18 protein-coding genes and 2 pseudogenes are annotated in these 24,893 nt (G+C 34.9%); 6 read left to right on the top strand and 14 right to left on the bottom strand.

All coding sequences use genetic code 11. The annotated features are described in order from the left end of the window. Positions 1-349 precede the first annotated feature (349 nt). Positions 350-1,231 carry an ORF6N domain-containing protein gene (locus tag A6B44_RS01620; protein ID WP_090921578.1) on the top strand — a complete coding sequence of 294 codons (882 nt, stop codon included), beginning with the start codon at positions 350-352 and terminating at the stop codon, positions 1,229-1,231. 156 nt (positions 1,232-1,387) lie between these two features. Here the strand turns inward: A6B44_RS01620 and hrpA are convergent, their stop codons facing one another. The 6 genes from hrpA to grpE all read right to left on the bottom strand — a co-directional run bounded on the left by hrpA (position 1,388) and on the right by grpE (position 7,755). Then, complete coding sequence (gene hrpA, locus A6B44_RS01625; RefSeq protein ID WP_090921576.1) at positions 1,388-5,323, bottom strand: ATP-dependent RNA helicase HrpA; 3,936 nt, start codon at positions 5,321-5,323, stop codon at positions 1,388-1,390. Between the two features lie 129 nt (positions 5,324-5,452). Continuing rightward, positions 5,453-5,629, bottom strand: coding sequence for a hypothetical protein (locus tag A6B44_RS01630; protein WP_176673440.1), 177 nt, complete (start codon positions 5,627-5,629; stop codon positions 5,453-5,455). A 129-nt stretch (positions 5,630-5,758) separates the two neighbouring features. Beyond that, positions 5,759-5,935, bottom strand: a complete 177-nt coding sequence (locus A6B44_RS01635; RefSeq protein WP_176673441.1) for a hypothetical protein — start codon at positions 5,933-5,935, stop codon at positions 5,759-5,761. 149 nt (positions 5,936-6,084) lie between these two features. Continuing rightward, positions 6,085-6,585 carry a transposase gene (locus A6B44_RS01640; RefSeq protein ID WP_090921574.1) on the bottom strand — a complete coding sequence of 167 codons (501 nt, stop codon included), beginning with the start codon at positions 6,583-6,585 and terminating at the stop codon, positions 6,085-6,087. 17 nt (positions 6,586-6,602) lie between these two features. After that, positions 6,603-7,055, bottom strand: coding sequence for a DUF441 domain-containing protein (locus A6B44_RS01645; RefSeq protein WP_090921571.1), 453 nt, complete (start codon positions 7,053-7,055; stop codon positions 6,603-6,605). Positions 7,056-7,119: 64 nt separating this feature from the next. Beyond that, on the bottom strand, positions 7,120-7,755 hold the full coding sequence (grpE, locus tag A6B44_RS01650) for a nucleotide exchange factor GrpE (RefSeq protein WP_090921569.1): 636 nt from the start codon (positions 7,753-7,755) through the stop codon (positions 7,120-7,122). A gap of 195 nt (positions 7,756-7,950) precedes the next feature. Here grpE and A6B44_RS01655 point away from each other — a divergent pair, with 195 nt between their 5' ends. The 3 genes and pseudogenes from A6B44_RS01655 (at position 7,951) to A6B44_RS01665 (ending at position 11,866) form a co-directional block, all read left to right on the top strand. After that, positions 7,951-9,309 (top strand): Nramp family divalent metal transporter, encoded by a 1,359-nt coding sequence (locus A6B44_RS01655; RefSeq protein WP_090921567.1) that lies wholly within the window; start codon positions 7,951-7,953, stop codon positions 9,307-9,309. A 119-nt stretch (positions 9,310-9,428) separates the two neighbouring features. Next, positions 9,429-10,312 (top strand): annotated as a pseudogene (locus tag A6B44_RS01660) (NAD(+) kinase). Between the two features lie 97 nt (positions 10,313-10,409). Further along, positions 10,410-11,866, top strand: a pseudogene (locus A6B44_RS01665) (glycoside hydrolase family 1 protein). A gap of 64 nt (positions 11,867-11,930) precedes the next feature. Here A6B44_RS01665 and A6B44_RS01670 read toward each other — a convergent pair. After that, positions 11,931-12,701, bottom strand: a complete 771-nt coding sequence (locus A6B44_RS01670) for a sulfite exporter TauE/SafE family protein (RefSeq protein WP_090921563.1) — start codon at positions 12,699-12,701, stop codon at positions 11,931-11,933. A 246-nt stretch (positions 12,702-12,947) separates the two neighbouring features. Between A6B44_RS01670 and dhaM the strand changes: the two genes are divergently transcribed. Together dhaM and nrdA are read left to right on the top strand one after the other, a co-directional pair. Then, positions 12,948-13,355, top strand: a complete 408-nt coding sequence (gene dhaM / locus A6B44_RS01675; RefSeq protein ID WP_090921561.1) for a dihydroxyacetone kinase phosphoryl donor subunit DhaM — start codon at positions 12,948-12,950, stop codon at positions 13,353-13,355. A 357-nt stretch (positions 13,356-13,712) separates the two neighbouring features. Then, entirely contained in the window at positions 13,713-15,983 is a 2,271-nt protein-coding gene (gene nrdA, locus A6B44_RS01680; RefSeq protein WP_090921559.1) for a class 1a ribonucleoside-diphosphate reductase subunit alpha, read from the top strand. Positions 15,984-16,248: 265 nt separating this feature from the next. Here nrdA and A6B44_RS01685 read toward each other — a convergent pair whose 3' ends face one another. From A6B44_RS01685 to A6B44_RS01715, 7 genes are all read right to left on the bottom strand, one after another. After that, entirely contained in the window at positions 16,249-16,980 is a 732-nt protein-coding gene (locus A6B44_RS01685; protein ID WP_090921557.1) for an SDR family oxidoreductase, read from the bottom strand. Between the two features lie 33 nt (positions 16,981-17,013). Further along, positions 17,014-18,606 (bottom strand): xylulokinase, encoded by a 1,593-nt coding sequence (locus A6B44_RS01690; protein ID WP_090921555.1) that lies wholly within the window; start codon positions 18,604-18,606, stop codon positions 17,014-17,016. Between the two features lie 15 nt (positions 18,607-18,621). Then, entirely contained in the window at positions 18,622-20,112 is a 1,491-nt protein-coding gene (locus A6B44_RS01695) for an FGGY-family carbohydrate kinase (RefSeq protein WP_090921552.1), read from the bottom strand. Positions 20,113-20,204: 92 nt separating this feature from the next. Continuing rightward, on the bottom strand, positions 20,205-21,284 hold the full coding sequence (locus tag A6B44_RS01700) for a zinc-binding dehydrogenase (protein WP_090921551.1): 1,080 nt from the start codon (positions 21,282-21,284) through the stop codon (positions 20,205-20,207). A gap of 35 nt (positions 21,285-21,319) precedes the next feature. Beyond that, a complete protein-coding gene (locus A6B44_RS01705; protein WP_090921550.1) occupies positions 21,320-22,309 on the bottom strand; it encodes an ABC transporter permease in 990 nt (329 codons plus the stop codon). Further along, complete coding sequence (locus A6B44_RS01710) at positions 22,309-23,793, bottom strand: sugar ABC transporter ATP-binding protein (RefSeq protein ID WP_218061382.1); 1,485 nt, start codon at positions 23,791-23,793, stop codon at positions 22,309-22,311. The genes A6B44_RS01705 and A6B44_RS01710 overlap by 1 nt, the downstream gene beginning before the upstream one ends. Positions 23,794-23,883: 90 nt before the next feature. Next, positions 23,884-24,783 carry a substrate-binding domain-containing protein gene (locus A6B44_RS01715; protein ID WP_090921546.1) on the bottom strand — a complete coding sequence of 300 codons (900 nt, stop codon included), beginning with the start codon at positions 24,781-24,783 and terminating at the stop codon, positions 23,884-23,886. Positions 24,784-24,893: the final 110 nt, after the last annotated feature.

A 24,893-nucleotide genomic window follows, 5' to 3' on the forward strand; every position in this document is an offset into this window, starting at 1 on the left:
TTCGACAGGCTCAGTGACCGTGCTTAGGTAGGTTCAGCAATTTAGTTTCAATTTTTAATACTAATCTCAATTTAATTTACTATATTTGCAAATTTTTGATTAAATGTGGCCGCTTGTTTTAATGCTCTGGGATAGTTTAAACAGAACAAGGGGAAAATTATGAAAAAACTAGCCCATCTACACAAATTTAAACAATGTTTCTTACATCTAAATTTACAAAAATGCGATAACACTCACAAAAATATAAAAATTATCTTTTTAGCTTTTAGATATACTGTAATAAGAAAAATATAGCATAACTTGAGATCACAATTTGTGATCTCAAAATTTGAAAGGCGAGGATAATTTGATGAATAAAATAACAGAACATTTTGATATTAAATCAAAAATCTACACAATAAGAGCTAAACAAGTGATGTTAGATAGGGATTTAGCATTGCTTTATGGTGTTGAGACAAGAACATTTAATCAAGCTGTTAAGAGAAATATAAAAAGGTTTCCTTCTGATTTTATGTTTCAATTAAATGAACGGGAATTTGAAAATTGGAGATCACAATTTGTGATCTCCAATTCGGATAAAATGGGGCTACGATATATACCCTATGCTTTTACAGAGCAAGGTGTATCAATGCTTAGTGCTATTTTAAAGAGTGAGACGGCTATCAATATAAGCGTTAAAATTATTAGAGAATTTGTACAAATGCGTCAAACTATTTCTAATAATCAGTTATTGTTACAACAATTAGAAACGCTAGAAAAAAGACAAGTTACTTTTGAAATTACAACAGACAATAAATTTAATCAACTTTTCAAAGCATTAGAAAGCAAAGATCACATTCAACAACAAGGCAGTTTCTTTAATGGTCAAATTTTTGATGCCCATAAATTTGTCTCAGATTTAATCAGAAAAGCACAGAAAAATATTGTATTAATTGATAATTATATTGATGATTCAACCTTAACCCTTTTTCAGAAAAACCAAAATGTAAGCGTAACTATTTACACTCATTCAATCAGCAAAACCATAAAACTTGATTTAGAGAAATATAATCAACAATATAAAAAAATAGCGATTAAACGCAATAAAAATTTTCACGATAGATTTTTAATTATTGATGATAAAGATATTTACCTGATTGGTGCCAGTTTAAAAGATTTAGGTAAAAAAGTGTTTGGTTTTTCGTTATTAAAAGATATTGATGTAAATTTTTATAAAAAAATGACCGCTTGAAACATTAAAACTTATAAAAGTATTGTAGGGGAGTATTAGCAAATTTATTTGCGTATATGCTCCCGTTAGTTAATCGAGAAATAAACGGGAGGATATTCCATTCGCTACGCTCATTCAATCCTCCCCTACGGTAGTAATTCAAATAACGGTAAATTCCTAAAACTCCCTAATCAAATTCAAAATCCTTTTATCTGAAATCGGATACGGCGTACCTAACTGTTGGGCGAATAAACTCACTCTTAACTCCTCAATCATATAGCGAATTTCTAAAATTTCATTAGGAATGGCTTTTGATTTTGGTAACTTAGCAAGTAATTGTTGATAAGCATTTTGTACCTGTTCGACACGTAACATTTTGGCACGATCTTGGTTTGGATCGATACCAAGTTTGTCTAAACGCTTCTCTATAGCGGTAAGATAACGTTGTAAATTTGCAAGTTTGGTATACCCCATTTCCGTGACAAAATTTGGGTAAATTAAGTGGTTGATTTGGTTTTTAATGTCCGACATTGCAAACGCCATTGTGAAATCTAACTTACCTTTTAAGCGTTTGTTTAAATCAAAGGTTAAGGTTAAGATTTTTTCGACTTGTTGGGCAATATCTACCGTCATTTCATTGAGATTTTCACGAATATACGCTTTGAGTTTATCAAAATCATCTTCATTCCACGCAAATCCGCCAAAGTCTTCGATTAATTTATCCACCGCACAGGCAATACAATCATCAATTAAACTTAATACATTGCCAAAAGGCGTGAAATACAAACCAAGTTTAGCTTTATTTGGCAGTTTTTCGTGTAAATATTTAATCGGTGAAGGCACATTTAACAGTAACAAACGGCGTAAACCTTGTTGCATTGCAACTTGTTGCTCGTATTCCGTTTCAAACAATTTAATCCCTACCGCATCTTTTTCATCAACAATAGCTGGATAGGCTTTGACGGTAAAATCTCGTTTCTTTTGCTCATAAAATTGTGGAAGTTGATCAAAATTCCAAATATGAATGCCACTTTGTTCAATACGATCATCCGCCACTGCAGAAAGGCTACGTTGTACTTTATCTTTCAGCATAAATTTTAATTCATCTAAATTCATACTTTCGGCAATTTTTTTCCCTTTATCATTAATTACTCTAAAGGTTATTTTTAAGTGAGCAGGAAGTTGCTCTAAATTCCATAGTTCAGGATCAACACTCACGCCTGTCATTCGACGCAGTTCGTAGGTTAGACTTTCAAGCAAGGGCTTTTCAAAAGGCACGGCTTTTGCTAAAAATGCCTCTGTATAATTCGGTGCAGGCACGAAGTTACGGCGAGTGGCTTTGGGGAGTGATTTTATCAAGGCGATCACAAGCTCACGGCGTAATCCCGGAATTTGCCAATCAAATCCTTGTGGTTCAATTTGGTTTAATAGTGGTAGAGGAATATGAACTGTCACACCATCTGCTTCTTTACCTATCTCAAATTGATAGCTTAATTTTAATTTGAGATTGCCTTGATGCCAAAAGTTAGGAAAATCTAATTCACTAACATTATTGGCATTTTCGTTGATCAAAAAGGACTTTTCAAAATTCAGCAATTCAGGATCTTTTTTGCTGGCTTTTTTCCACCACGTATCAAAATGCTTGCTCGATACCACTTCTGTGCCGATACGCTGATCATAAAATTCAAACAAAGTTTCTTCATCTACCAAAATATCACGACGACGTGTTTTGTGTTCTAAATCTTCGACTTCTCGAATTAAGCGGTTATTTTGTTTGAAGAATTTGTAATTATTCAGCCATTCACCTTCGACCAACGCAGAACGAATAAAAATTTCACGGCTAACAACAGGATCAATACCGCCAAAATTGACATTACGTTTTGCCACAATCGGCAATCCATAAAGGGTGACTTTTTCAGCGGCAATTACTGCCCCTTTGGATTTTTCCCAATGAGGTTCGCTGTAATTGGATTTGATAAGGTGCAAGGCTAACGGCTCAATCCATTCTGGCTCGATTTTTGCGACCATTCGCCCCCATAATTTTGAGGTTTCTACCAATTCCGACGCCATAATCCATTTTGGTTGCTTTTTGAATAGCGAGGAGCTTGGAAAGATTGAAAAATGGGAATTTCTCGCCCCCAAATAAGTCATTTTTTCAGGCTCTTTCATACCGATGTGCGACAGTAAACCTGTCAATAAAGCGGTGTGAATTTGTACATAATTTGCAGGTTCGGTGTTGATTGGCATTTTTAATTCACGCACCGTTAAACGCAGTTGATGATAAATATCTTGCCACTCACGGACACGCAAATAGTTTAAATAATTCTGACGACATAAACGTCTAAATTTATTTTGGGTTAATTCTTTCTGATTTTTACGGATAAAATGCCACAGGTTCACAAAAGAGAGAAAATCCGATTCTTTATCCGCAAAACGGCGATGTTTATCATCTGCCGATTGCTGTTTCTCTTGCGGGCGCTCTCTTGGATCTTGGATCGAAAGTGCAGAAACGATCATCATCACTTCGTGTAATGATCCATTTTGACTCGCCGCAATAACCATTCTTGCTAAACGAGGATCGATAGGTAACTGCGCGAGCTGACGACCGATAGGTGTAAGTTCACGCTTTTGCCCATATTTTGTTTGGCGGAATTGAAATGCTTGTAATTCTTCTAATAATTTAATCCCGTCTTGGATATTGCGAGAATCTGGCGGATCGACAAAAGGAAATGCCCCAATATCGTCCAAGCCAAGCGAAGTCATTTGCAAAATAACCGCCGCTAAGTTGGTACGTAAAATTTCAGGATCAGTAAATTCAGGGCGAGAATTGAAATCGTCTTCGGAATATAGACGAATACAAATTCCGTCACTAATACGCCCACAACGTCCTTTACGCTGATTGGCGGAGGCTTGTGAAATCGGCTCAATCGGTAAGCGTTGCACTTTGGTGCGATAGCTATAACGAGAAATGCGAGCCGTTCCGGTATCAATCACATATTTAATATTCGGAATGGTTAAAGAAGTTTCCGCCACGTTGGTCGCTAAAATAATGCGGTTTAAATTACTTGGGTGAAAAATACGTTGCTGTTCGCTTGATGATAACCGTGCATAAAGGGGCAAAATTTCGGTTAGATGTAAATTCTGTTTTTCAAGTGCGTCAGCGGTATCACGAATTTCACGCTCGCCGTTCATAAAGATCAAAATATCGCCACGCCCTTCCGCTTGCAATTCATCAACTGCATTCAGAATACCTTGTAGCTGATCTTGATCCTCTTCTTCCAATACAGGGCGATAACGCACTTCCACAGGATAAGTTCTGCCTGACACCTCAATAATCGGTGCATTATTAAAGTGCTTAGAAAAACGCTCAACGTCAATGGTCGCAGAGGTAATAATCACTTTTAAATCAGGGCGTTTTTTTAGAATTTGTTTTAAATAACCTAAAATAAAATCATTATTCAGACTGCGTTCGTGGGCTTCATCAATAATTAACGTGTCGTATTGATTTAGGTAACGATCCGTTTGAATTTCCGCAAGCAGAATACCATCCGTCATTAATTTAATCAGTGAGTTATTACTCACTTGATCGTTAAAACGCACTTTATAACCAACAATATCGCCCATCTCCGTTTCTAACTCTTCGGCAACACGATTTGCCACTGAGCGTGCCGCAATTCGGCGAGGCTGAGTATGACCGATTAACCCTTTAACACCACGCCCTAATTCCAAACACATTTTTGGTAGCTGAGTTGTTTTCCCAGAGCCAGTTTCCCCTGCGATAACGACAACTTGATTTTCTTGAATGGTTTTTAGGATTTCATCACGACGACTGCTGACAGGCAAATCAGGATAGGTTATTTTCAGATTTTGTAATAGTGATTTTTTATGACTAAAAAAAGCCTGTGCTGTGGAAATTGCATTTTTTATCTCAGAAGTTACCGCTTGTTTGGTTTCTTCTTTATGAATATTAGCTAAGCCACGAATACGACCACTTAAACGACGACTATCGCTAACCGTCATTTTTTGTAACTCTTTCATTAACGCTTTTTGTTCATCACTAAGCGGTCGGATTTTTTTGTTTTTTTGTAGATTTTTTTTTGAATTTGTTTTCATAGTTGTATCTATAATTGTAGGGGAGCATTAGCAACTTGTTGCGTATATGCTCCCGCTCCATAATTGATAAATTAACGGGAGGATATTCCATTCGCTACGCTCATTCAATCCTCCCCTACGGTTTATTTTTCACATAATATATTGGTAATTCACAATATGGATATTAGCCAAGCCACGAATATGTCCCGCTAAGCGATGACTATCGCTAATCGTCATTTTTTGTAACTCTTCCATTAACGCTTTTTGTTCATCGCTAAGCGGTCGGATTTTTTTGTTTTTTTGCAGATTTTTTAAATTTGTTTTCATAGTTGTATCTATAATTGTAGGGGAGCATTAGCAACTTGTTGCGTATATGCTCCCGCTCCATAATTGATAAATTAACGGGAGGATATTCCATTCGCTACGCTCATTCAATCCTCCCCTACGGTTTATTTTTCACATAATATATTGGTAATTCACAATATGGATATTAGCCAAGCCACGAATACGCCCAGCCAAACGACGACTATCGCTAATCGTCATTTTTTGTAACTCTTTCATTAACGCTTTTTGTTCATCGCTAAGCGGTCGGATTTTTTTGTTTTTTTGCAGATTTTTTAAATTTGTTTTCATAGTTGTATCTATAATTGTAGGGGAGCATTAGCAACTTGTTGCGTATATGCTCCCGCTCCATAATTGATAAAATAACGGGAGGATATTCCATTCGCTACGCTCATTCAATCCTCCCCTACAGTCTGTTTTTTATATAATCCATTGGTAATTTATTCTTTTACATATAATTTATCTTTTTTCCAATTATATGGATTATGTTCTATGTAAGTTGCAATTTGATGATATGACACCTCATTACGAATAATATGTTCGTAAAAACTACGTTGCCATAATTTTTTATTAAATGGTTGCCAATTATTCTTTTTTACATTTTTAATGTATTCATTTGTGGTCATAATTTTAAACCATTGAACGATAGAAATGATATTATTATCAGTTCTATCATTTGGGCTATCAATATGTAAAATAAAATGAATATGGTTGGGCATAATAATAAAATCTAAACAAAAAATATCTTTAAACTTAGTTTCTATATTTTGATACCATTTTTTAATCATATTCCCAGCGTCATTTAAAATAATATCATTATCAATAATGCGACCTAATAAACATTTTTGCTCATTTATACAGATCGTAACAAAATATAAGCCATTTTTACTATAATCATAACTCTGTAATCTAATGGCTTTACGTTGTGGATAGGTATTCAAAAAATTTCTCCACAATATCAACCTTTCCCAATAACCAAAGACAAAATCCCTGCTGCAATTAAAGGTCCCACAGGAATACCACCAAAGAATGCTACGCCCAATACTGTGCCAACCATCAATCCCGTAATCAGTGGTGGATTGTTTGTCATTAGAGGAATACCACGTCCACCCAGCCACGCTACAATAATACCCACAACGATAGCAGCAACCATTTTTAAATTTAAAAATTCATTAAGTGGGGGTAATGCAATTCTGCCTGAAACTAAGGGTGCTAACACGCCAATAGTTAAAATAATAATACCTATTTTTAATCCATACTTATCGGTATAAGGAATATACTTAGAAAGTAGTGTTTGCTGCATAATCAATAAAATAGCAGCAGAAATAGTTACGGGGCTGTTGTGACTAAACAAGCCTAAAAAAATTAATATTGCTAAAAGAAGTGCGACTGCATTGAGTTGTAGGGACATTTCAAATCCTTTGCAAAAGATAAAGCCCCCTTTTTGATATTAAGGGGGCTAAAAATAACAAAATTTAAGGGGCAACCATTACCATTGCGTCACGAATAACACGGTCGTTTAATTTATACCCTTTTTGTAACACAACACTAATATGGTTGGACTCAATACCTTCTGCATCTTTTTGTGAAATAGCTTGGTGCATTTCAGGATTAAAAGCTTCGCCGATTTCACCAAACACTTGTATTCCGTGACGGCTTAATACAGCAGTTAATTCTTTATGAGTGAGTTCAACACCTTCAATTAAAGGCTTAATGGTTTCATCCACCCCCTCTAAGGTTTCTAATGCACGTTCTAAATTATCTACCACATTTAATAATTCTTTTGAGAATTTTTCTAGTGCAAATTTATGGGCTTTTTCTACATCTTGCTCGGCACGACGACGTGTATTTTCATTTTCAGCTTTAGCTCGTAATAAAATATCCTTTTCACGATTATCTGCTTCTGCGATATAGGTTTCCAGTTCAGCAATACGTGCTTGTGCAATGGCTAATTCATCATTGTCAGAAGTTTGCTCACCTTGAGTTTCTATAGTTTCTTCTTTTTGTGGGCTTTCTTGTTGTAATTCCTCTTGTTGTCCCGCTTCTTCTTGTAACTCTGTTGGGATCTCAATTTCTTGTTCAGGTTGATTACTTTCAGTTTTGTTGGTCATTTTATATCCTTTAGATTAAAGTAAAGTTAAACATACACAGGCAATATAATAACAGATTTAGATAATTCAAGACAAAACTTAAAATTTAATCTATTTTATTCTTTTTTTATTGACACAAATTCCTAATATCTTTAGAATTGCCCCTCCCAATAAAGCAATCAATTATCATTATCATTTACGGAGGTGTAAATAAAAATGAATAAAAATGAAAATTTTAATTTAAGTCTTGAAGAGATCAATAATACGGTCTCGATTCCACAGCGAAAAAAAGGGTTTTTTGCTAATCTTATGGCATTCTCAGGTCCAGGTGCATTAGTTGCCGTTGGTTATATGGATCCAGGTAATTGGATTACATCCATCCAAGGGGGATCTGTTTATGGTTATCTATTACTCTCAGTTATCTTACTGTCAAGTTTAATCGCAATGTTGTTACAAGCAATGTGTGCAAAATTAGGTATTGTTACAGGTATGGATTTAGCTCAAGCCACTAAATCAATGGTTGGGCCTAAAATGGCAAAAGTATTGTGGGTAACCACCGAGCTTGCAATTATGGCAACCGAAATAGCCGAAGTAATTGGTTCAGCGGTTGCGTTGAATTTATTATTTGATATTCCATTATTAATGGGGGTATTAATTACTATTGCGGATGTGTTCTTATTGTTAGTACTAATGCGATTTGGATTTAGAAAAATTGAAGCGTTCGTATTCGTGTTAATAATGACAATTTTTGCTATTTTTGCTTATGAAGTAGCTTTGGCTCAACCTGATTTAGCGGCAACACTAAATGGTTTTATGCCAAAAACGAGCATTTTTACTGAACACGTTGCAGGGCAAGATTCAGCACTTGTTATCGGATTAGGTATTGTGGGTGCAACAGTTATGCCGCACAACTTATACTTACACTCATCAATTGTACAAACCAGACAATATGATAGAAATGATCCAGCCGATCTTAAACACGCTGTGAAATTTGCAACTATTGATTCAAATATTCAATTAGGCTTCTCTTTCATTATTAACTGTTTGCTATTATTACTTGGTGCTTCATTATTCTTTGGTAATGACCCAGAGGAATTAGGGAAATTTACTCAGTTATACGATGCATTGAAAAACCCTGAAATCGTTGGACCAATTGCAAGTGGTACATTAGCATCATTATTTGCTGTGGCATTATTAGCCTCAGGTCAAAATGCAACTATTACAGGTACATTAACTGGACAAATCGTAATGGAAGGTTTCATTAACTTACGTATTCCATTGTGGTTACGTCGTGTTGTAACACGTTTACTTGCAGTATTGCCAGTGGTTATTTGTATTATGATTTGGGGTGATCGTGGTGATGTTGTTGAATCATTACTTATCTATTCTCAAGTTTTCTTATGTGTTGCATTACCAATATCAATGATTCCATTAATTAAGATGACTTCTTGTAAGAAAACAATGGGAGAATTTGTAAACTCGAAAATTGTGACTGTTTTAGGTGTAATTTCTACAACGGTATTAGTAATCTTAAATATGCAGTTAATTTACGAAACATTAGCAACATTATTCTAAAAAGACTATAAATTTACTCATAAACAATCACTGGCAACCTAAAATTGCTGGTGATTTTTTTTATGGACTTTGATACATTAGGGTTATATTAATTTTTAAACTATGTAAGCGAGTATAAAATGAGAAAGGAACATAACTTTCAGCATATTGCAATTGTTGGGCAACCACGTCGTAATGCTGCTTTAGAAACACATTTGGCAGTATATAACTGGCTTAAAGACCGCAATTATACCGTTTCTATTGAAACAAGTGTTGCAACACAATTGAATTTACCCTCTGCTTTAACCCTTGAAGAGATTGGACAACAAGCCGATTTAGTTATTGTGATTGGGGGGATGGTAATATGCTGGGTGTGGCTCGTGAATTAGCAAAATATCAAGTACCTCTTGTTGGTATTAATCGAGGCAATTTTGGTTTTCTCACGGATATTACACCACAATCTGCCTTCGAACAGCTTTATAGTTGCTTAGAGCAAGATGAGTTTATTATTGAAGAACGTTTTTTATTGGAAGCACATATTGAACGTAATGGTAAAATTATTAACAGTAATAATGCGTTAAATGAAGTCGTTATTCATCCCGCTCAAATTGTAAAAACAATGGAATTTGAAGTGTGTATTGATGGAAAATTCGCTTTTTCACAACGTTCTGATGGAATGATTATTGCCACCCCAACAGGCTCTACCGCTTATTCCCTCTCTGTTGGAGGGCCTATTCTTACACCAAATATGGATGCAATGGCATTAGTACCTATGTATCCCCATACTCTTTCAGCTCGTCCTTTAGTCATCGACGGTGATAGTGAAGTATCGTTACGTTTTACTGAAAATAACTTAGATGAATTACAAGTAAGTTGTGATAGCCAAGTTTATTTACCTTTTACTCGTGATGATAGAATTATAGTACGTAAAAGCGGTGACCGCCTTCACTTACTGCATCTCAATGATTACAACTATTTTTCTGTATTAGGCTCTAAATTGGGCTGGTTGAATAAATTGTTTTAAATGTATAGCGGTACGATGATCGTAAAAATTTGCAAATTTTTGATCTAATGATACCGCTTGTTGAAAATAGTCAGGGGCAATGTAGTAAGGAAAAATAATGAGTAACTTAAAAGATTTTCCAAAGGATTTTTTATGGGGTGGGGCGATAGCCGCAAACCAAGTGGAAGGTGCGTTTGATCAAGATGGCAAAGGATTATCTGCTCCTGATATGTTAGCTTTTGTTCCTAAGGAAGAGCGTGGTGGTTTGCAGGGGACTGCTATTGAAGTAAGTTCACAGCGTATCAATGATATTTTATCAGGTAAATTTAAAGGACGATTTCCTAAACGAGAAGGAATTGATTTTTATCACCATTATAAAGAAGACATCGCACTCTTTGCTGAAATGGGCTTTAAAATGTTGCGAATCTCCATTCATTGGTCACGTATTTTTCCCAATGGAGATGATGAAAAACCAAATGAAAAAGGGTTGCAATATTATGATAATGTATTTGATGAACTACTAAAATACGGTATTCAGCCAATGGTAACACTAAGCCATTATGAAATGCCATTAGGATTGATTCAAAAATACAATGGTTGGTTAGGACGAGAATGTATAGAACACTTTGTTCGTTATGCAGAAAGCGTTATCAACAAAAAGTAAAATATTGGCTCACTTTTAATGAGATCAATATGGTGACAATGCACAGTCCTTATACGGGGGGCGGCGTTATTCTTGATCGAGTGCCAGAATCACAACGTGAAAATGCTAAATATCAAGCGTTACACCACCAATTTGTTGCCAGTGCCTTAGCAAAAAGAGCCTTAGAAAAAATCATTCCTGATGGAAAAATGGGCTGTATGTTAGCACGTTTACACACTTATCCACTGACGTCTGATCCTAAAGATCAGCGCCTAGCACAACATTGCAATCAACAAAATCTCTATTTTACCGATGTATATGCACGTGGTGAATATCCTCACTATATGAAGCGTTACTGGGCTGAACAAAACGTTAAAATTCATAAGGAGCAAGGCGATGATGCGCTTTTAAAACAATATACTGTGGATTTTATTTCATTCAGTTATTACGTCAGCTTAACGGTAACAACACATAAAAATGATGAAATGGGAGGGTTATTTAGTGGTGTTAAAAATCCTTATTTAAAGGCATCAGATTGGGGATGGCAGATTGATCCAATAGGGTTACGCATTACCTTAAATGATATGTACGATCGTTATCAAAAGCCATTGTTTATTGTCGAAAATGGTTTGGGGGCTTTTGATAAGGTCGAAGAGGATGGTTCCATTCACGATCTTTACCGTATTGATTATTTACGTGCGCATATTCAACAAATACAAGAAGCTATTACCGATGGCGTCGAATTAATGGGGTATCTCTTTTGGGCACCAATTGATTTGGTGAGTATGTCTACCTCTGAAATGTCAAAACGCTATGGTTATATTTATGTCGATTTAGATGATGAAGGAAATGGCACTAAAAAACGTTTTCGTAAGGATTCTTTTTATTGGTATCAAAAGGTTATCCAGTCAAATGGAAAAGACTTAGGTTAATTTAAAATATAGCGGTTACATTAATGTAAAAATTTGCAAAAAAGTGTGTAAGGAATGTTTACTATTACATTAATACAAAAGCATTCCAGCTTGCTTTTAGTGATAACAGTAATAATATAACGAGAATGATTTTTTTAAAAAGCGTAACAGATATTTTGTGACGGATGTTAATACCAATCAATAGCGCAATTATCGATAACAGCGTGATAATGGGGAGAGCCCATAATTCTTTTGTAGTGAGTTGATTAAATACGTCTTCTAATAAAATAAACTGTACAATTTTTGCCAATAAAAAGCAGAGATTACTGGTTTTAATAATTTCATTTTTATCATTACTATTGGCTAATAAATACATCATCAATATTGAGGACATTGCATTAGTGGCACCTCCAATCACACCCGCTAAGCCACCAAAAAGTATCATTTTGAGTGAGCTATTTAATAACGTATTATGGGATAAATGGGGGTGTTTTTGATTCTCAAAAAAGGCATAAAAAACATAGAATAATGTTGCTAATGAAAGCAATAGATATAACCAGCTTATCGGTAGCGCTTTGAGGAGTAATACACCAATCACACAACCAATAATACTACTCAAAATTAATAGCCAAAATTTTTGAATTAAAAAAGTGAGACTCGTTTCTTTTGGAGTGTTTCTAGAAGGAAGCAGCACCATTACATTAATGATGATATTCGGTAAAATAACGAGGGCAATGGCAACAGGTAATGGAAAGATAATAGCAATAGATATTGTTGAAATCATTGGAAACCCAAGTCCCGTAATGCCGTGTAGCATCGCTCCAAATAATAACAGTCCAATGACGAGTATTTCCATAGAATAAATTACCTTGTATCTGGATAAATAAGCGCAATTATCCTTAAATGTAGCAGAAAATGTGTAAAAAATTTTAAATTTATCTTACCGCTATTTTGTTGAAAGGTGACAAGTGTGTATTAAAAATGTGTAGTACTTCACATTTTTATATTTCTTTGTTTGATAAAAAATGCGTAGCAATATAAATTTAAGCGAATATTTTGTTTTATTTTTAGCATTACATCAGGTAGTAGGTAGGAGGTGTAAATGATTAGTTTTGTTATTGTTTCTCATAGCCAAAAATTAGCTGAGGGAGTCGTTGAATTGGCCTCTCAGGTAAAAGCGGAAACGTGTAAAATTGTGGCAGCAGCAGGAGTTAATAATCCTGAGAACCCAATTGGTACTGATGCAATCAAAATAATGCAAGCAGTAGAGGAGGTTTTTTCACCTGATGGTACAATTATTTTTGTAGACTTAGGTAGTGCCATTTTAAGTGCAGAAACAGCCTTAGATCTCTTATCTTCTACTATGGCGAAAAAAGTGAAAATTTGTTATGCCCCTTTAGTGGAAGGTACACTGAGTGCAGTGGTTGCCGCATCAGCAGGTGATAGTATGGAGGCAGTACTTGCAGAAGCTAATAGTGCCGCTGATGTAAAATTGAGTATGTCCATATAACCTATCTCATTGATTAAATAATTGCATCTATTGCCTTAAGAAATAGCAATATTTTAAGGTAATAGGTGTTTTTTTGTGTGTTTAATTTTTGGTAGTTATATTGATAATTATTTTTGAATAAACAAGCGGTAAGATCTTGATAAAAATTTGCAAAAATCACTTGATTTTTTTAAGTTATTAATCTTAAAAGAGAAGTTAAAATTGTTGCAATTTCAAGGTGAATTTTACTTTTTTTATGCTAATATTATCTCCATTAGTTTAAAGCACTATAATGATATTTTGAATCATAATATTAACTAACATTATGATTTTATTTAGTAATTTTATAAAAGTAGAAATTAGAAAGGAAATAATTATATGACAAACACGTTAATGGTAACTAAACGTGATGGTAAAAAAGAAGCGATTGATTTAGATAAAATTCATCGTGTGATTACGTGGGCTTCTGAAGGATTAGAAAATGTCTCTGTTTCTCAAGTTGAATTGAGAGCGCATATTCAGTTTTATGAAGGTATTAGAACGTCAGATATTCATGAAACAATCATAAAATCTGCTGCGGATTTAATTAGCAAAGAGAGTCCTGATTATCAATATTTAGCGGCTCGTTTAGCCGTATTTCATTTACGTAAAAAAGCCTATGGGCATTTTGATCCTCCTCGTTTGTATGAGCACGTTAAAAAATTAGTACGTATAGAAAAATATGATAAAGCGCTGTTAACGGATTATTCTCGTGAAGAGTGGGATGAAATGGACGGTTACCTCGATCATTGGCGTGATATGACTTTTTCTTATGCGGCAGTCAAGCAACTTGAAGGCAAATACTTAGTTCAAAATCGAGTGACGGGTGAAATTTATGAATCCGCACAGTTTTTATATATTTTAGTGGCGGCGTGTTTATTTGCTCACTATCCAAAAGAGGTACGTTTAAGCTATGTGAAACGTTTTTATGATGCCACTTCTACTTTCAAAATTTCATTGCCAACACCAATTATGTCAGGAGTACGAACGCCAACTCGTCAGTTTAGTTCGTGCGTGTTGATTGAGTGTGCTGATAGCTTAGATTCTATCAATGCTACCTCTTCGGCAATTGTGAAATATGTTTCACAGCGTGCAGGTATTGGTATTAATGCGGGTGCCATTCGTGCATTGGGAAGTTCAATTCGTGGTGGAGAGGCATTTCATACAGGCTGTATTCCATTTTATAAACATTTTCAAACTGCTGTTAAATCTTGTTCGCAAGGCGGTGTGCGTGGCGGTGCTGCAACCGTTTATTATCCATTTTGGCATTTAGAAGTTGAAAGCTTATTGGTGCTGAAAAATAATCGAGGCGTTGAAGATAACCGTGTACGCCACTTAGATTATGGTGTGCAATTGAACAAAACAATGTATCAACGCTTAATCAAGGGGGGCAATATTACCTTATTTAGCCCTTCTGATGTAGAGGGTTTATATGAAGCATTCTTTGCAGATCAAGCTAAATTTGAAGAGTTATATACTAAATATGAACAAGATCCAACGATTCGTAAACGCTCAATTAAGGCAGTGGAACTGTTTTCACTATTAATGCAAGAGCGTGCTTCGACAGGACGTATCTATATTCAAAATGTTGATCATTGTAATACTCACTCACCTTTTGATCCGACAGTAGCGCCTGTTCGTCAATCTAATTTATGTTTAGAAATTGCATTACCAACGAAGCCATTAGCACATTTTCATGATGAGGAGGGTGAAATTGCACTATGTACACTTTCTGCGTTTAATTTAGGAAAAATTGAACATTTAGATGAGTTGGAGGATTTAGCCGATCTTGCTGTACGATCATTAGATGCACTGTTAGATTATCAAGATTATCCAGTGATCGCTGCTCGTAATAGCTCGTTAGATCGCCGTCCATTGGGTATTGGAGTAATCAATTATGCTTATTATTTGGCTAAAAATGGTGTGTGCTATTCAAATGGTAGCGGTAATGATTTAACCCATCGTACGTTTGAAGCTATTCAATACTATTTATTAAAAGCCTCAATGAATTTAGCAAAAGAGCAAGGTGCTTGTAAAAAATTCAATGAAACCACTTATGCTCAAGGTATTTTACCTATTGATACCTATAAGAAAACCATTGATAAATTAACCCAAGAGCCGTTACATTATGATTGGGAGACGTTACGTAAAGAGATTCAAGAGTTTGGTTTACGTAATTCAACGTTAACGGCACTGATGCCTTCTGAAACCTCATCTCAGATTTCAAATGCAACGAATGGTATTGAGCTTCCTCGTGGTTATGTGAGTGTAAAAGCCTCAAAAGACGGTATCTTAAAGCAAGTAGTACCTGATTATGAAAATTTAAGTTTAAATTATGAACTGTTATGGGATATGCCAAATAATGATGGCTATCTACAGTTAGTGGGTATTATGCAAAAATTTGTGGATCAAGCTATTTCAGCGAATACAAACTATGACCCACAAAAATTTACTGATGGGAAAGTCCCAATGAAACAGTTATTAGCAGATTTGCTAACAGCCTATAAATACGGACTAAAAACATTGTATTATCAAAATACTCGTGATGGTGCTGATGATCAACAAAATGATCTTGACGATGGTTGTGCTGGTGGAGCCTGTAAGATTTAATGTTATTCAGTAACACAAACTAGGCGGTACGATGTAGTACAAAATTTACAAATTATTTAGAATAATGCAGCAGATATTTTAGTCGATATTTGCTGCATTTTTTTATTTTTTAAATACACTTTATGGGGCATATGTTAATAACACTATCTCACTGATATGCTCCTATTATCAAAGTAAAATTTGGTTCTATAGAATAGCCCGATAAGGATAGTGGGTAAGAATCTTACCCACTTGTTTATAGTGATGGATTTTGTGATGATACAGATTATAGGTCAACAGTATTAGGTAAAATAACCAAATCTCGTATAACCACACCTGGAGAACGTGTAAGCATAAATAGGACAGCTTCAGCAACTTCTCGTGGCTGCATTAATGACCCATTAGCTAATGCTTCTTCCATTTTTTCTTTAGGCCAATCATCAAGTAAAGCTGTAACCACAGGACCAGGTAATACCGCTCCCATACGAATACCATATTGTGATACTTGTCGACGAGTACTGTGTAAAAATGCTTGTATTGCAAATTTTGACGCAGTATATATTGGTTCCCAGACAACTGGTACGACACCAGCGACAGAACTAGTAAATATAATATCGCCTTTATGTCGCTCTATCATAGCTGGAAGCACTGCCTGTACACATCGAAAGGTGGTATTAATATTTAGGTTTAGCATACGATCCCATTCGTCTGGATTTCCCTCTGCTGCGGCTCCTCCTATATAGGCGCCTACGTTTGCATGAAAAGCATCCAAAGGGCCACCTACTAATTCTTCAATTTTTGGTAACATAGTAGATACTTTAGGTCCATCAAACAAATCAATGGCAAGTGGAAATGCATTATCACCTAAATCATCACAAATTTTTTGTAGTTGCTCTTTAGCTCTATCAATTAGAACTACTTTTGCACCTTCTTCAATTAAAATTGTTGCACAAGCTAAACCAATACCAGATGCGGCACCTGTGATTGCAACATTTTTTCCTTGCATACTATTTGACATAATATTTCTCCTCTGCTTATATTGATAGGTAACTTATTTATCTAACGTTTTTATTGCAGTCTCTTCAATCGCTAAACCATTTTTAAATCTTTTTAAAAACAGATTGAAGCCTGCAACGTCTGATGGATTTGCTTGTATAGTGGATTGTTTTGATTTCACAAATACATACTCTGCTAAAAATGAAGCTAAGGTCTCATTTGCTTTTTTCTCTGACATATAGGCAGATAAAATAGCAATTCCCCAAGCACCACCTTCACTGGCATTTTCCATAACAGAAACAGGAGTATTAAAAGCTGCAGCCATAAGTTTTTGCGCAACTTTTTTTGTTTTAAATATACCACCGTGTCCTGTAATTTTATCTAAATGTACTTGCTCTTCATCAAACAATATATCCAAACCAATTCTTGTAGTTGCGAATGTTGAAAATAAATGAGTTCGAATAAAATTGCTTAATGTGAATTTACTATCAGGTAAACGTGTAAAGAGGGGTCTTCCTTCATCAAATGGTAGAATATTCTCTCCTGATAAAAAACAATATGACAATAAACCGCCACAATCTGGATCAGCATTTAATGAAGATTCAAACAATATATTAAATAATGTTGAATCATCAATCTGTTCACCTCTAAGTTGGCAAAATTCTTTAAATAGTCCTACCCAAGCATTTAAATCTGATGTGCAATTATTAGCATGAGCCATGGCAACGAGATCTCCTGTAGGAGTGGTAACCATATCTATTTCGGGATGTACTCGTTTTAACTCTTTTTCAAGGACTATCATAGCAAAAATAGATGTTCCAGCTGATATATTACCGGTTCTTGGTGCAACACTATTGGTTGCAACCATTCCTGTACCAGCATCACCTTCAGGTGGACACATCGGTATACCTGATTTAAGATGCCCTGTTATATCTAGTAATTTCGCACCATTTTCTGTTAATACGCCAGCGGGGCTACCCGCACACATTACTTTAGGCAGAATTTTTTCTAGTTCCCATGTTAATGACTGTTTTTTTACAAGCGTATTAAATTTCATAATCATCTCTGCATAGTAATTACCTTTCTGTGTGTCAATGGGAAACATTCCTGAGGCATCACCAATCCCCAAACTCTTTTCACCTGTTAGCATCCAATGAATATAACCAGAAAGCGTAGTGAGATAATCAATTTCTTTAATATGCGGCTCTTCATTGAGCATAGCTTGATAAAGGTGGGCAATACTCCAGCGTTGTGGAATATTGTAATTAAAAAGTTCGGTTAATGTTTCTGCTGCTTGTAGTGTTATCGTATTTCTCCACGTTCTAAATGGTACTAATAACTCATTATTTTTATCAAAGACCATATAACCATGCATCATTGCACTAATACCAATTGATTTTAGTGTTTCAATATAAATACCATATTTATTAAAGACTTGCATAGTAAGATCTTTATATGCGCTTTGTATTCCTAACCAGATATTTTCTAAAGAATATGTCCAAACTCCATCTATTAGCTGATTTTCCCAACTAAAGCTTCCTGTTGCTATAGGTTTATACTGCTCATCAATTAAAACAGCTTTAATTCGAGTGGAACCCAATTCAATACCTAGAACAGCTTTTCCTGTTGTAATGGTTATTTTGCTCATTTTATTTTTCCTATATTATTTTTGTAACTTTTGAGCAATGTCAGCGAGTGAATTGCCAATGATTTTATATTTTTCAAATCGTTTTTGAATAATTCTATGTCTATCTATATTGGGTGTGTAATGTGTATATGAGGGTTGGAAATCATTCAGTAGTTGTTCTATGGATTTTTCTGGTTGATTACCGACAATGGCGCAGAAAGCCGCTGAGCTACAACCCGGTTGTTGTAATTCAATAGTTTCAATAGGTATATTGATTGCATCACAAAATAGTTGCATCCAATATTTGGAATTAGAAGGACCACCTGTAAAACGAACTTTTGTTATAGCAGGTTCTAAATTAATAATACGCTCATGATGTATTAAATACGATAAGACAACACCTTCATAAATAGCTTTGAGCAAGTGTTCTTTTTTATGATGTGCTTGTATACCATAAAATTGACCATGTAAATCTAAAGAGATATTAGATCCATATAAGTATGGGAAGAAGAATAAATTGTCGTCATTATCCTCTTCTAGGTTATTTAACCATGTTTCAATCACAGAGAATACATTATTGTTTTTCTCCATAAAATTATCAATAAACCATTGTAAATTACTGGCGGAAGTCGGGGAGCCTTCGTGTACAAAAAACATATTATTTAGAGCATAATTTCCCCAAATATATGGATATTCATTATCAACAATTTTATTTTTGATGCGAGTAGTGATTGCCCAAGTGCCAGCAATTACATTTAATATTTCTTCATTAGTAACACCTGCAATTACAGCTCCACCGACAACATCGAAAAAACCTCCATACAATGGAGTACCTTCTGCTAACCCAGTTAATTGAGCTGCTTCAGCTGTGACTGTACCAGCCTGTTCAAATGATGAAATAATAGGCGGAAAAAAAGATATTGCATCTTTTAATCCAAATAGTGCAAGCATATTCTTATCATAAGCATTTTGAACGATATTATAAGCATTGCTTCCTGAAATATTGGTAATTTCAGCATATTTTTTGCCAGATAATTTAAAACGAATATAATCATGTCCCATCAATACAGTATCAATTTTTTGATAATTTTCAGGTTCATTTTCTTTAATCCAAGCTAATAAAGACACAGGGTGAGCAGTCCAAAGTTGTTGTCTTCCAAGTTGGTATGTTTGTTTATCAATACCTTTTTTAAACCATTTTTTGACAATTGATGTGGCACGAGTGTCACTAGAAATAATGCCTTTTCGTACTGGTTTCCCCTCTACATCGATGGGGTATAAACCTTTTCCATGTGCAGAAAAACCAATACCTTTAATTTCAGTATTTTTGACACCTGATTTATTAATACAATTTTGTATGCACCAGCAAACACTATCCCAAAAATTGTGCAAGTCATGCTCTACCCATCCTGGATGTGGTCTCAAGATATCATTATTCTTTTCTGAAACTACAATTTCTTTACCATCTGAGGTGTAAAGCCCAACTTTAGTTATGGTGCCACCAATGTCTATACCTAAATAGTACATTTATTTCTCCATTACCTTTAATTATATAATATATGCTTTATTTAATAATTAAATCAGTAGGTTAAGATAAACTCAACCTACTGATATAAGTATTATGGATTTAACAATACTTTGATTGATTCAAGTTTCTCCGCCATTTTAAAGGCATCTTCATAATCATCTAAAGAATATTGATGTGTGATTATCCCTTTTGATGTGACTAGCCCTCGATCAAACAGGTCAATAGCAACATCATAAGCATAAGGTCCTAAATGAGCCCCCATTATATCTAGCTCTTTTCGATCACCAATGACAGACCAATCAACAGTTGTTTCATGACTAAATACACTAAATTCTACAAAACGACCTAATTTTCTGATCATTTCTAAACCTTGAGTTACTGCTTTAGGATTACCTGTTGCCTCAATATAAACATCGCACCCATAACCGCCTGTTAAATCTTTAACTATTTTTTGTACATTATCTGTTGCAGGATTTAACGTTAAATCTGCACCAAATTGTTTAGCAAGTTTAAGCCGCTCATTATCCATATCAATAACAATAAACTTCTTAGGTGTTAGTAAGGGTACTAATTGAGCCATACATAAACCAAGTGGTCCAGCACCTGCAAGGACAACAACATCTGCCCAGTCTATTTTTGCTCGACGAACAACGTGTATAGCACAAGCCATTGGTTCTAGTAATGCAGCATCTTCAAATGACAGAGTTTTAGGAATTTTATGAACATAATCATGGGCATAAAACTTCATATATTCTGCCATACCACCATCAGCGACATCTTTTTGGAAACCTCGAATATTATGAACTTCACACATCCAATATTTACCACTACGGCAAAAGCGGCATTTTCTACAAGGAACAATTTGTTCAGAGACGACATAATCACCAATTTCAACATTATGTAGCTCAGCAGCCCCCTCACCAAGAGCTTCAACCACTCCCCAGTATTCATGTCCTGGGATTACTGGTGTTTTAACCCAGCTGTCTTCTAAGTTACCATTTCCCCAAAACATCGGTGCTCCCGCACATGCTTTAACATCTCCAGCACAGATTCCACAAGATTTAACTTTAACTAAAATCTCTCCAGGTCCAATTTTTGGTTTTGGAATGTTGTTTTCTAAGCGATAATCACCAGGACCGTAACACACAACACCTTTCATTGTTTCTGACATTTTACTACTCCCATCGTATAGTTAAGGAATATAGGTTAGTTTTTACTTTGTTTTTGAAAAACACTAATTAATACAGCGCCTAAAATAATTCCTCCTTTAATAATATTCTGAGGATAAGGAGGGACTCCCCAAATATTTAGACCAGTATTAAGTACACCTAATATACATGCTCCAATTAGCGTTCCAATTATGGAGCCACGTCCTCCCATAATACTGGTTCCTCCCAATACAACAGCTGCAATTGCATCTAGCTCAAACCCGACGCCTGAAGCTGGTTGTCCAGATGACACTCTAGATGTTGAAATGATACCTGCTATAGCTGCTGTAAATCCGCAATAACTGTAAACAAAGAAATGAATCCATTTTGTACGGATACCAGATAGAATTGCAGCATCTTCATTACCGCCAACTGAATAAATATAACGCCCTAATCTCAATTGATTTAATAAAATATAGCTAAGTAAAAACACCGCTAACATAATCCACGCAGGTATTGGAATATTTAGAAAGGATGAACGACCTAAGGCAGAAAACATTCTTGCCATTGGCATAGGATAACCACCAGTATAAGTTAATGATACACCTCTAATTGCGGTCATTACGGCAAGTGTGACAATAATTGCAGGCAATTTAAATCGTGCTACAAAGAATCCATTAAATGCTCCACAAATGACCCCCACCAGAATTGCTCCAAACCAACCAAGTAATAATGCTGTTATTATAGATGTATCACCTGCATTAACTCCTGGTGTAAAATGGATAACTATACTTGCTAAAATAGTTCCAGCAAAAGCCATTACTGCTCCTACAGATAAGTCAATTCCTCCAGTTAATATAACAAAAGTCATACCTGCGGCGATGATGGCATTAACAGACACTTGTCTAGATATATTGACAAATGTTTGCCAAGCAAAGAAGTTATCAATAAGAAATGACATTATAGTGATCAGTAAAATGAGCCCTACAAGTGGAATAAATTCTGAGCGTTTATTAAGTGAATGTAGCATAGATGGTTTATTTTCCATTATTTTCCTCCTGTTGAATACTGCATGATAGTTTCGGGATTAATATCATCTCCGACTAAATTTGCTGTAATCTTACCTTCTCGCATAACAAAGACACGATCACTTATACCAACTATTTCAGGAAGATCTGAAGAGATAACTACAACAGATATTCCAGAATTAGCTAATGTTTGAATAGTATTATAAATTTCAAGCTTTGCACCAACATCAATACCACGTGTAGGTTCGTCAAAGAAAAGTAATCTGGAACGTGTTAATAACCATCTAGCAATAATTACTTTTTGTTGATTACCACCACTAAGTTCACTAACAATTTTATTTATGGAAGGTGTTTTTATGCTTAATTGTTTAACATATTCTAAACTTTTTTCTTCCATTTTCTTTCTTGACACAAAATAACTTTTGTTCAGTAATGATTTTAATGAAGAAATAGTGATATTATCTTTAACACTAGAATTTAAAAATAGACCATGTTTCTTTCTGTCTTCTGATAAATAACCAACACCTTGTGCTAAAGCTTCAGCAGGATGAGTGAAATTAATCAATTCTCCATCTAAGTAAACATCTTTGTATTTGTAAGGATAGGCACCGACAATAGCTTTACACATTTCAGTACGACCAGAACCAACAAGCCCTGCAATACCTACAATTTCTCCAATATGAAATTTAAAAGAATTTTCATTACCATTTATATCAATAAGTTTTTTGACATCTAATGCAATAGGATTTTGTGTTAAATCTTGAGTACGTTTTGGTGGATAAGAGTGTTCCAAAGAACGCCCAACCATATGAGTAATAATTTCATCTTCACTGATATTTGCTGTAGGAAATGTACCGATATACTCTCCATCTCTCAAGCAGGAAATACAGTCTGAGATTTCAAAAACCTCCTCCAAATGATGAGAAATATAAAAGCAGCCAATATTTTTTTCTTTTAATTTTCTCATTACAGAGAGTAATTTACCTGCTTCTGTAGGAGTTAAGGTCGCTGTAGGTTCATCTAATACCAAATATTTACAATCAAAAGCGAGTGCTTTAGCGATCTCTACAAATTGTTGTTCAGCAACACTAAGATGAGTTATAGGAACATTCAGCGGAATACTGACATTGATATTATTTAGCGTTTGTTGAGCTATTTCTTGCATTTTTCGTTTATTTAAAATGCCTCCAATAGTCATTTCTCGACCTAAGAAAATATTTTCAACAGCGTTGAGGTAAGGAATTAAACTAAATTCTTGGAAAATAATATTTATGCCGAGTTTTTGTGCATCTCGGGTTCCTTGAGGAGTGACAATTTTTCCATCAATTAAAATATTTCCTTCTGATGCTTTATAAACACCATTTAATACTTTCATTAATGTTGATTTTCCAGCACCATTTTCTCCAACTATGGCATGTATCTCACCAGGTTTTAGGGTTAAAGAAACATTACTTAAAGCTGTTACTCCAGGAAAACATTTTGTAATATTTTTCATTTCTAACATAAATAAAACCTTTCTGAATGATGACATTTAAGGAAGTGCCAAGCTTACTGAATTCTTGGCACTTATGTTAAAAAATATTAAATAATATAACTACCAAGAAAATCCTTTTGCGTTAGTTTTATCAATTAATTTTACATCAACAGGGATTGCTTTAGGTACGTTAGCTCCCCAATGTTTAGCTAAAGCCATAGCAAACCCAATTCTTAATTGATCTCTAGGATATTGTGCCGCAGTCGCTTTAAATGGACTACCTTCCAATATTGCAGAAATTGCTTCAGACGCTCCATCAACACTAGTTAATACGATATTTTTACCAGAACCTTCGATAGCTGCTAAAGAGCCCATAGCTCCACCGTCATTAACACTGAAAATACCAGCTAAATTAGGATGTGCTTGAATCATATTCTCAGTAACACCCATTGCAACCGTTCTATCTTGTTTACCATTTTGAATATCTACTAATTTAATTGCAGGGTATTTTGCTAGTGCATCTTTACAACCTCTAACACGTTCTAAAATTGGTACAACAGGAATACCATCCAAAATTGCGACTTCACCTTTCCCTTTTATTTCTTTAGAAAGTGCCTCACAGGCAAGTACACCTGCATCATAGTTTTTTGAACCTACAAAAGAATCTATTGGTCCTGCAGCTTGAGCATCTACAGATACAACAGTAACATTTTTTGCTTTTGCAAATTCAACTGCATTTTTAACACCTTCAGAATCAGTTGGATTAAGAATTAAGATATCAATATCTTTACTCACTAAATCTTCAACATCATTATTCTGTTTTACGATATCGTGGGCAGCATCAGTGATGAATAATTGACCACCAACAGAATCAACAGCTTCTGCTAGTGCTTCTTTCATTACGACAAAATATTCATTATTCATTTCTTGAAAAGATACGCCTACTTTAAGAGGCTTGGCAACTGAAGCAACACTGAAGAAACTCGCTGCAACAAGGGTAGATAGTACTAATTTTTTCATAATAGTTCTCCTCTATGATTTTTACCATAATAGCTATGATGTGTTCTATGATTGTTGAACACGAATTCATTATTAATAAATATTTTTATTTTTTAAAGTCTAATTTAGGA

The sequence above is a fragment of the Pasteurella skyensis genome (assembly GCF_013377295.1).
GTDB classification, from domain to species: domain Bacteria; phylum Pseudomonadota; class Gammaproteobacteria; order Enterobacterales; family Pasteurellaceae; genus Phocoenobacter; species Phocoenobacter skyensis.

Coding starts and splice junctions, on each gene's coding strand:
- A6B44_RS01630 (WP_176673440.1), bottom strand. CDS start 5,629: ATGAAAACAAATTTAAAAAATCTGCAAAAAAACAAAAAAATCCGACCG.
- A6B44_RS01695 (WP_090921552.1), bottom strand. CDS start 20,112: ATGTACTATTTAGGTATAGACATTGGTGGCACCATAACTAAAGTTGGG.
- A6B44_RS01700 (WP_090921551.1), bottom strand. CDS start 21,284: ATGTCAGAAACAATGAAAGGTGTTGTGTGTTACGGTCCTGGTGATTAT.
- A6B44_RS01715 (WP_090921546.1), bottom strand. CDS start 24,783: ATGAAAAAATTAGTACTATCTACCCTTGTTGCAGCGAGTTTCTTCAGT.
- A6B44_RS01690 (WP_090921555.1), bottom strand. CDS start 18,606: ATGAGCAAAATAACCATTACAACAGGAAAAGCTGTTCTAGGTATTGAA.
- hrpA (WP_090921576.1), bottom strand. CDS start 5,323: ATGAAAACAAATTCAAAAAAAAATCTACAAAAAAACAAAAAAATCCGA.
- A6B44_RS01710 (WP_218061382.1), bottom strand. CDS start 23,793: ATGTTAGAAATGAAAAATATTACAAAATGTTTTCCTGGAGTAACAGCT.
- grpE (WP_090921569.1), bottom strand. CDS start 7,755: ATGACCAACAAAACTGAAAGTAATCAACCTGAACAAGAAATTGAGATC.
- A6B44_RS01655 (WP_090921567.1), top strand. CDS start 7,951: ATGAATAAAAATGAAAATTTTAATTTAAGTCTTGAAGAGATCAATAAT.
- dhaM (WP_090921561.1), top strand. CDS start 12,948: ATGATTAGTTTTGTTATTGTTTCTCATAGCCAAAAATTAGCTGAGGGA.
- A6B44_RS01685 (WP_090921557.1), bottom strand. CDS start 16,980: ATGTCAAATAGTATGCAAGGAAAAAATGTTGCAATCACAGGTGCCGCA.
- A6B44_RS01705 (WP_090921550.1), bottom strand. CDS start 22,309: ATGGAAAATAAACCATCTATGCTACATTCACTTAATAAACGCTCAGAA.
- A6B44_RS01635 (WP_176673441.1), bottom strand. CDS start 5,935: ATGAAAACAAATTTAAAAAATCTGCAAAAAAACAAAAAAATCCGACCG.
- A6B44_RS01620 (WP_090921578.1), top strand. CDS start 350: ATGAATAAAATAACAGAACATTTTGATATTAAATCAAAAATCTACACA.
- A6B44_RS01645 (WP_090921571.1), bottom strand. CDS start 7,055: ATGTCCCTACAACTCAATGCAGTCGCACTTCTTTTAGCAATATTAATT.
- nrdA (WP_090921559.1), top strand. CDS start 13,713: ATGACAAACACGTTAATGGTAACTAAACGTGATGGTAAAAAAGAAGCG.
- A6B44_RS01670 (WP_090921563.1), bottom strand. CDS start 12,701: ATGGAAATACTCGTCATTGGACTGTTATTATTTGGAGCGATGCTACAC.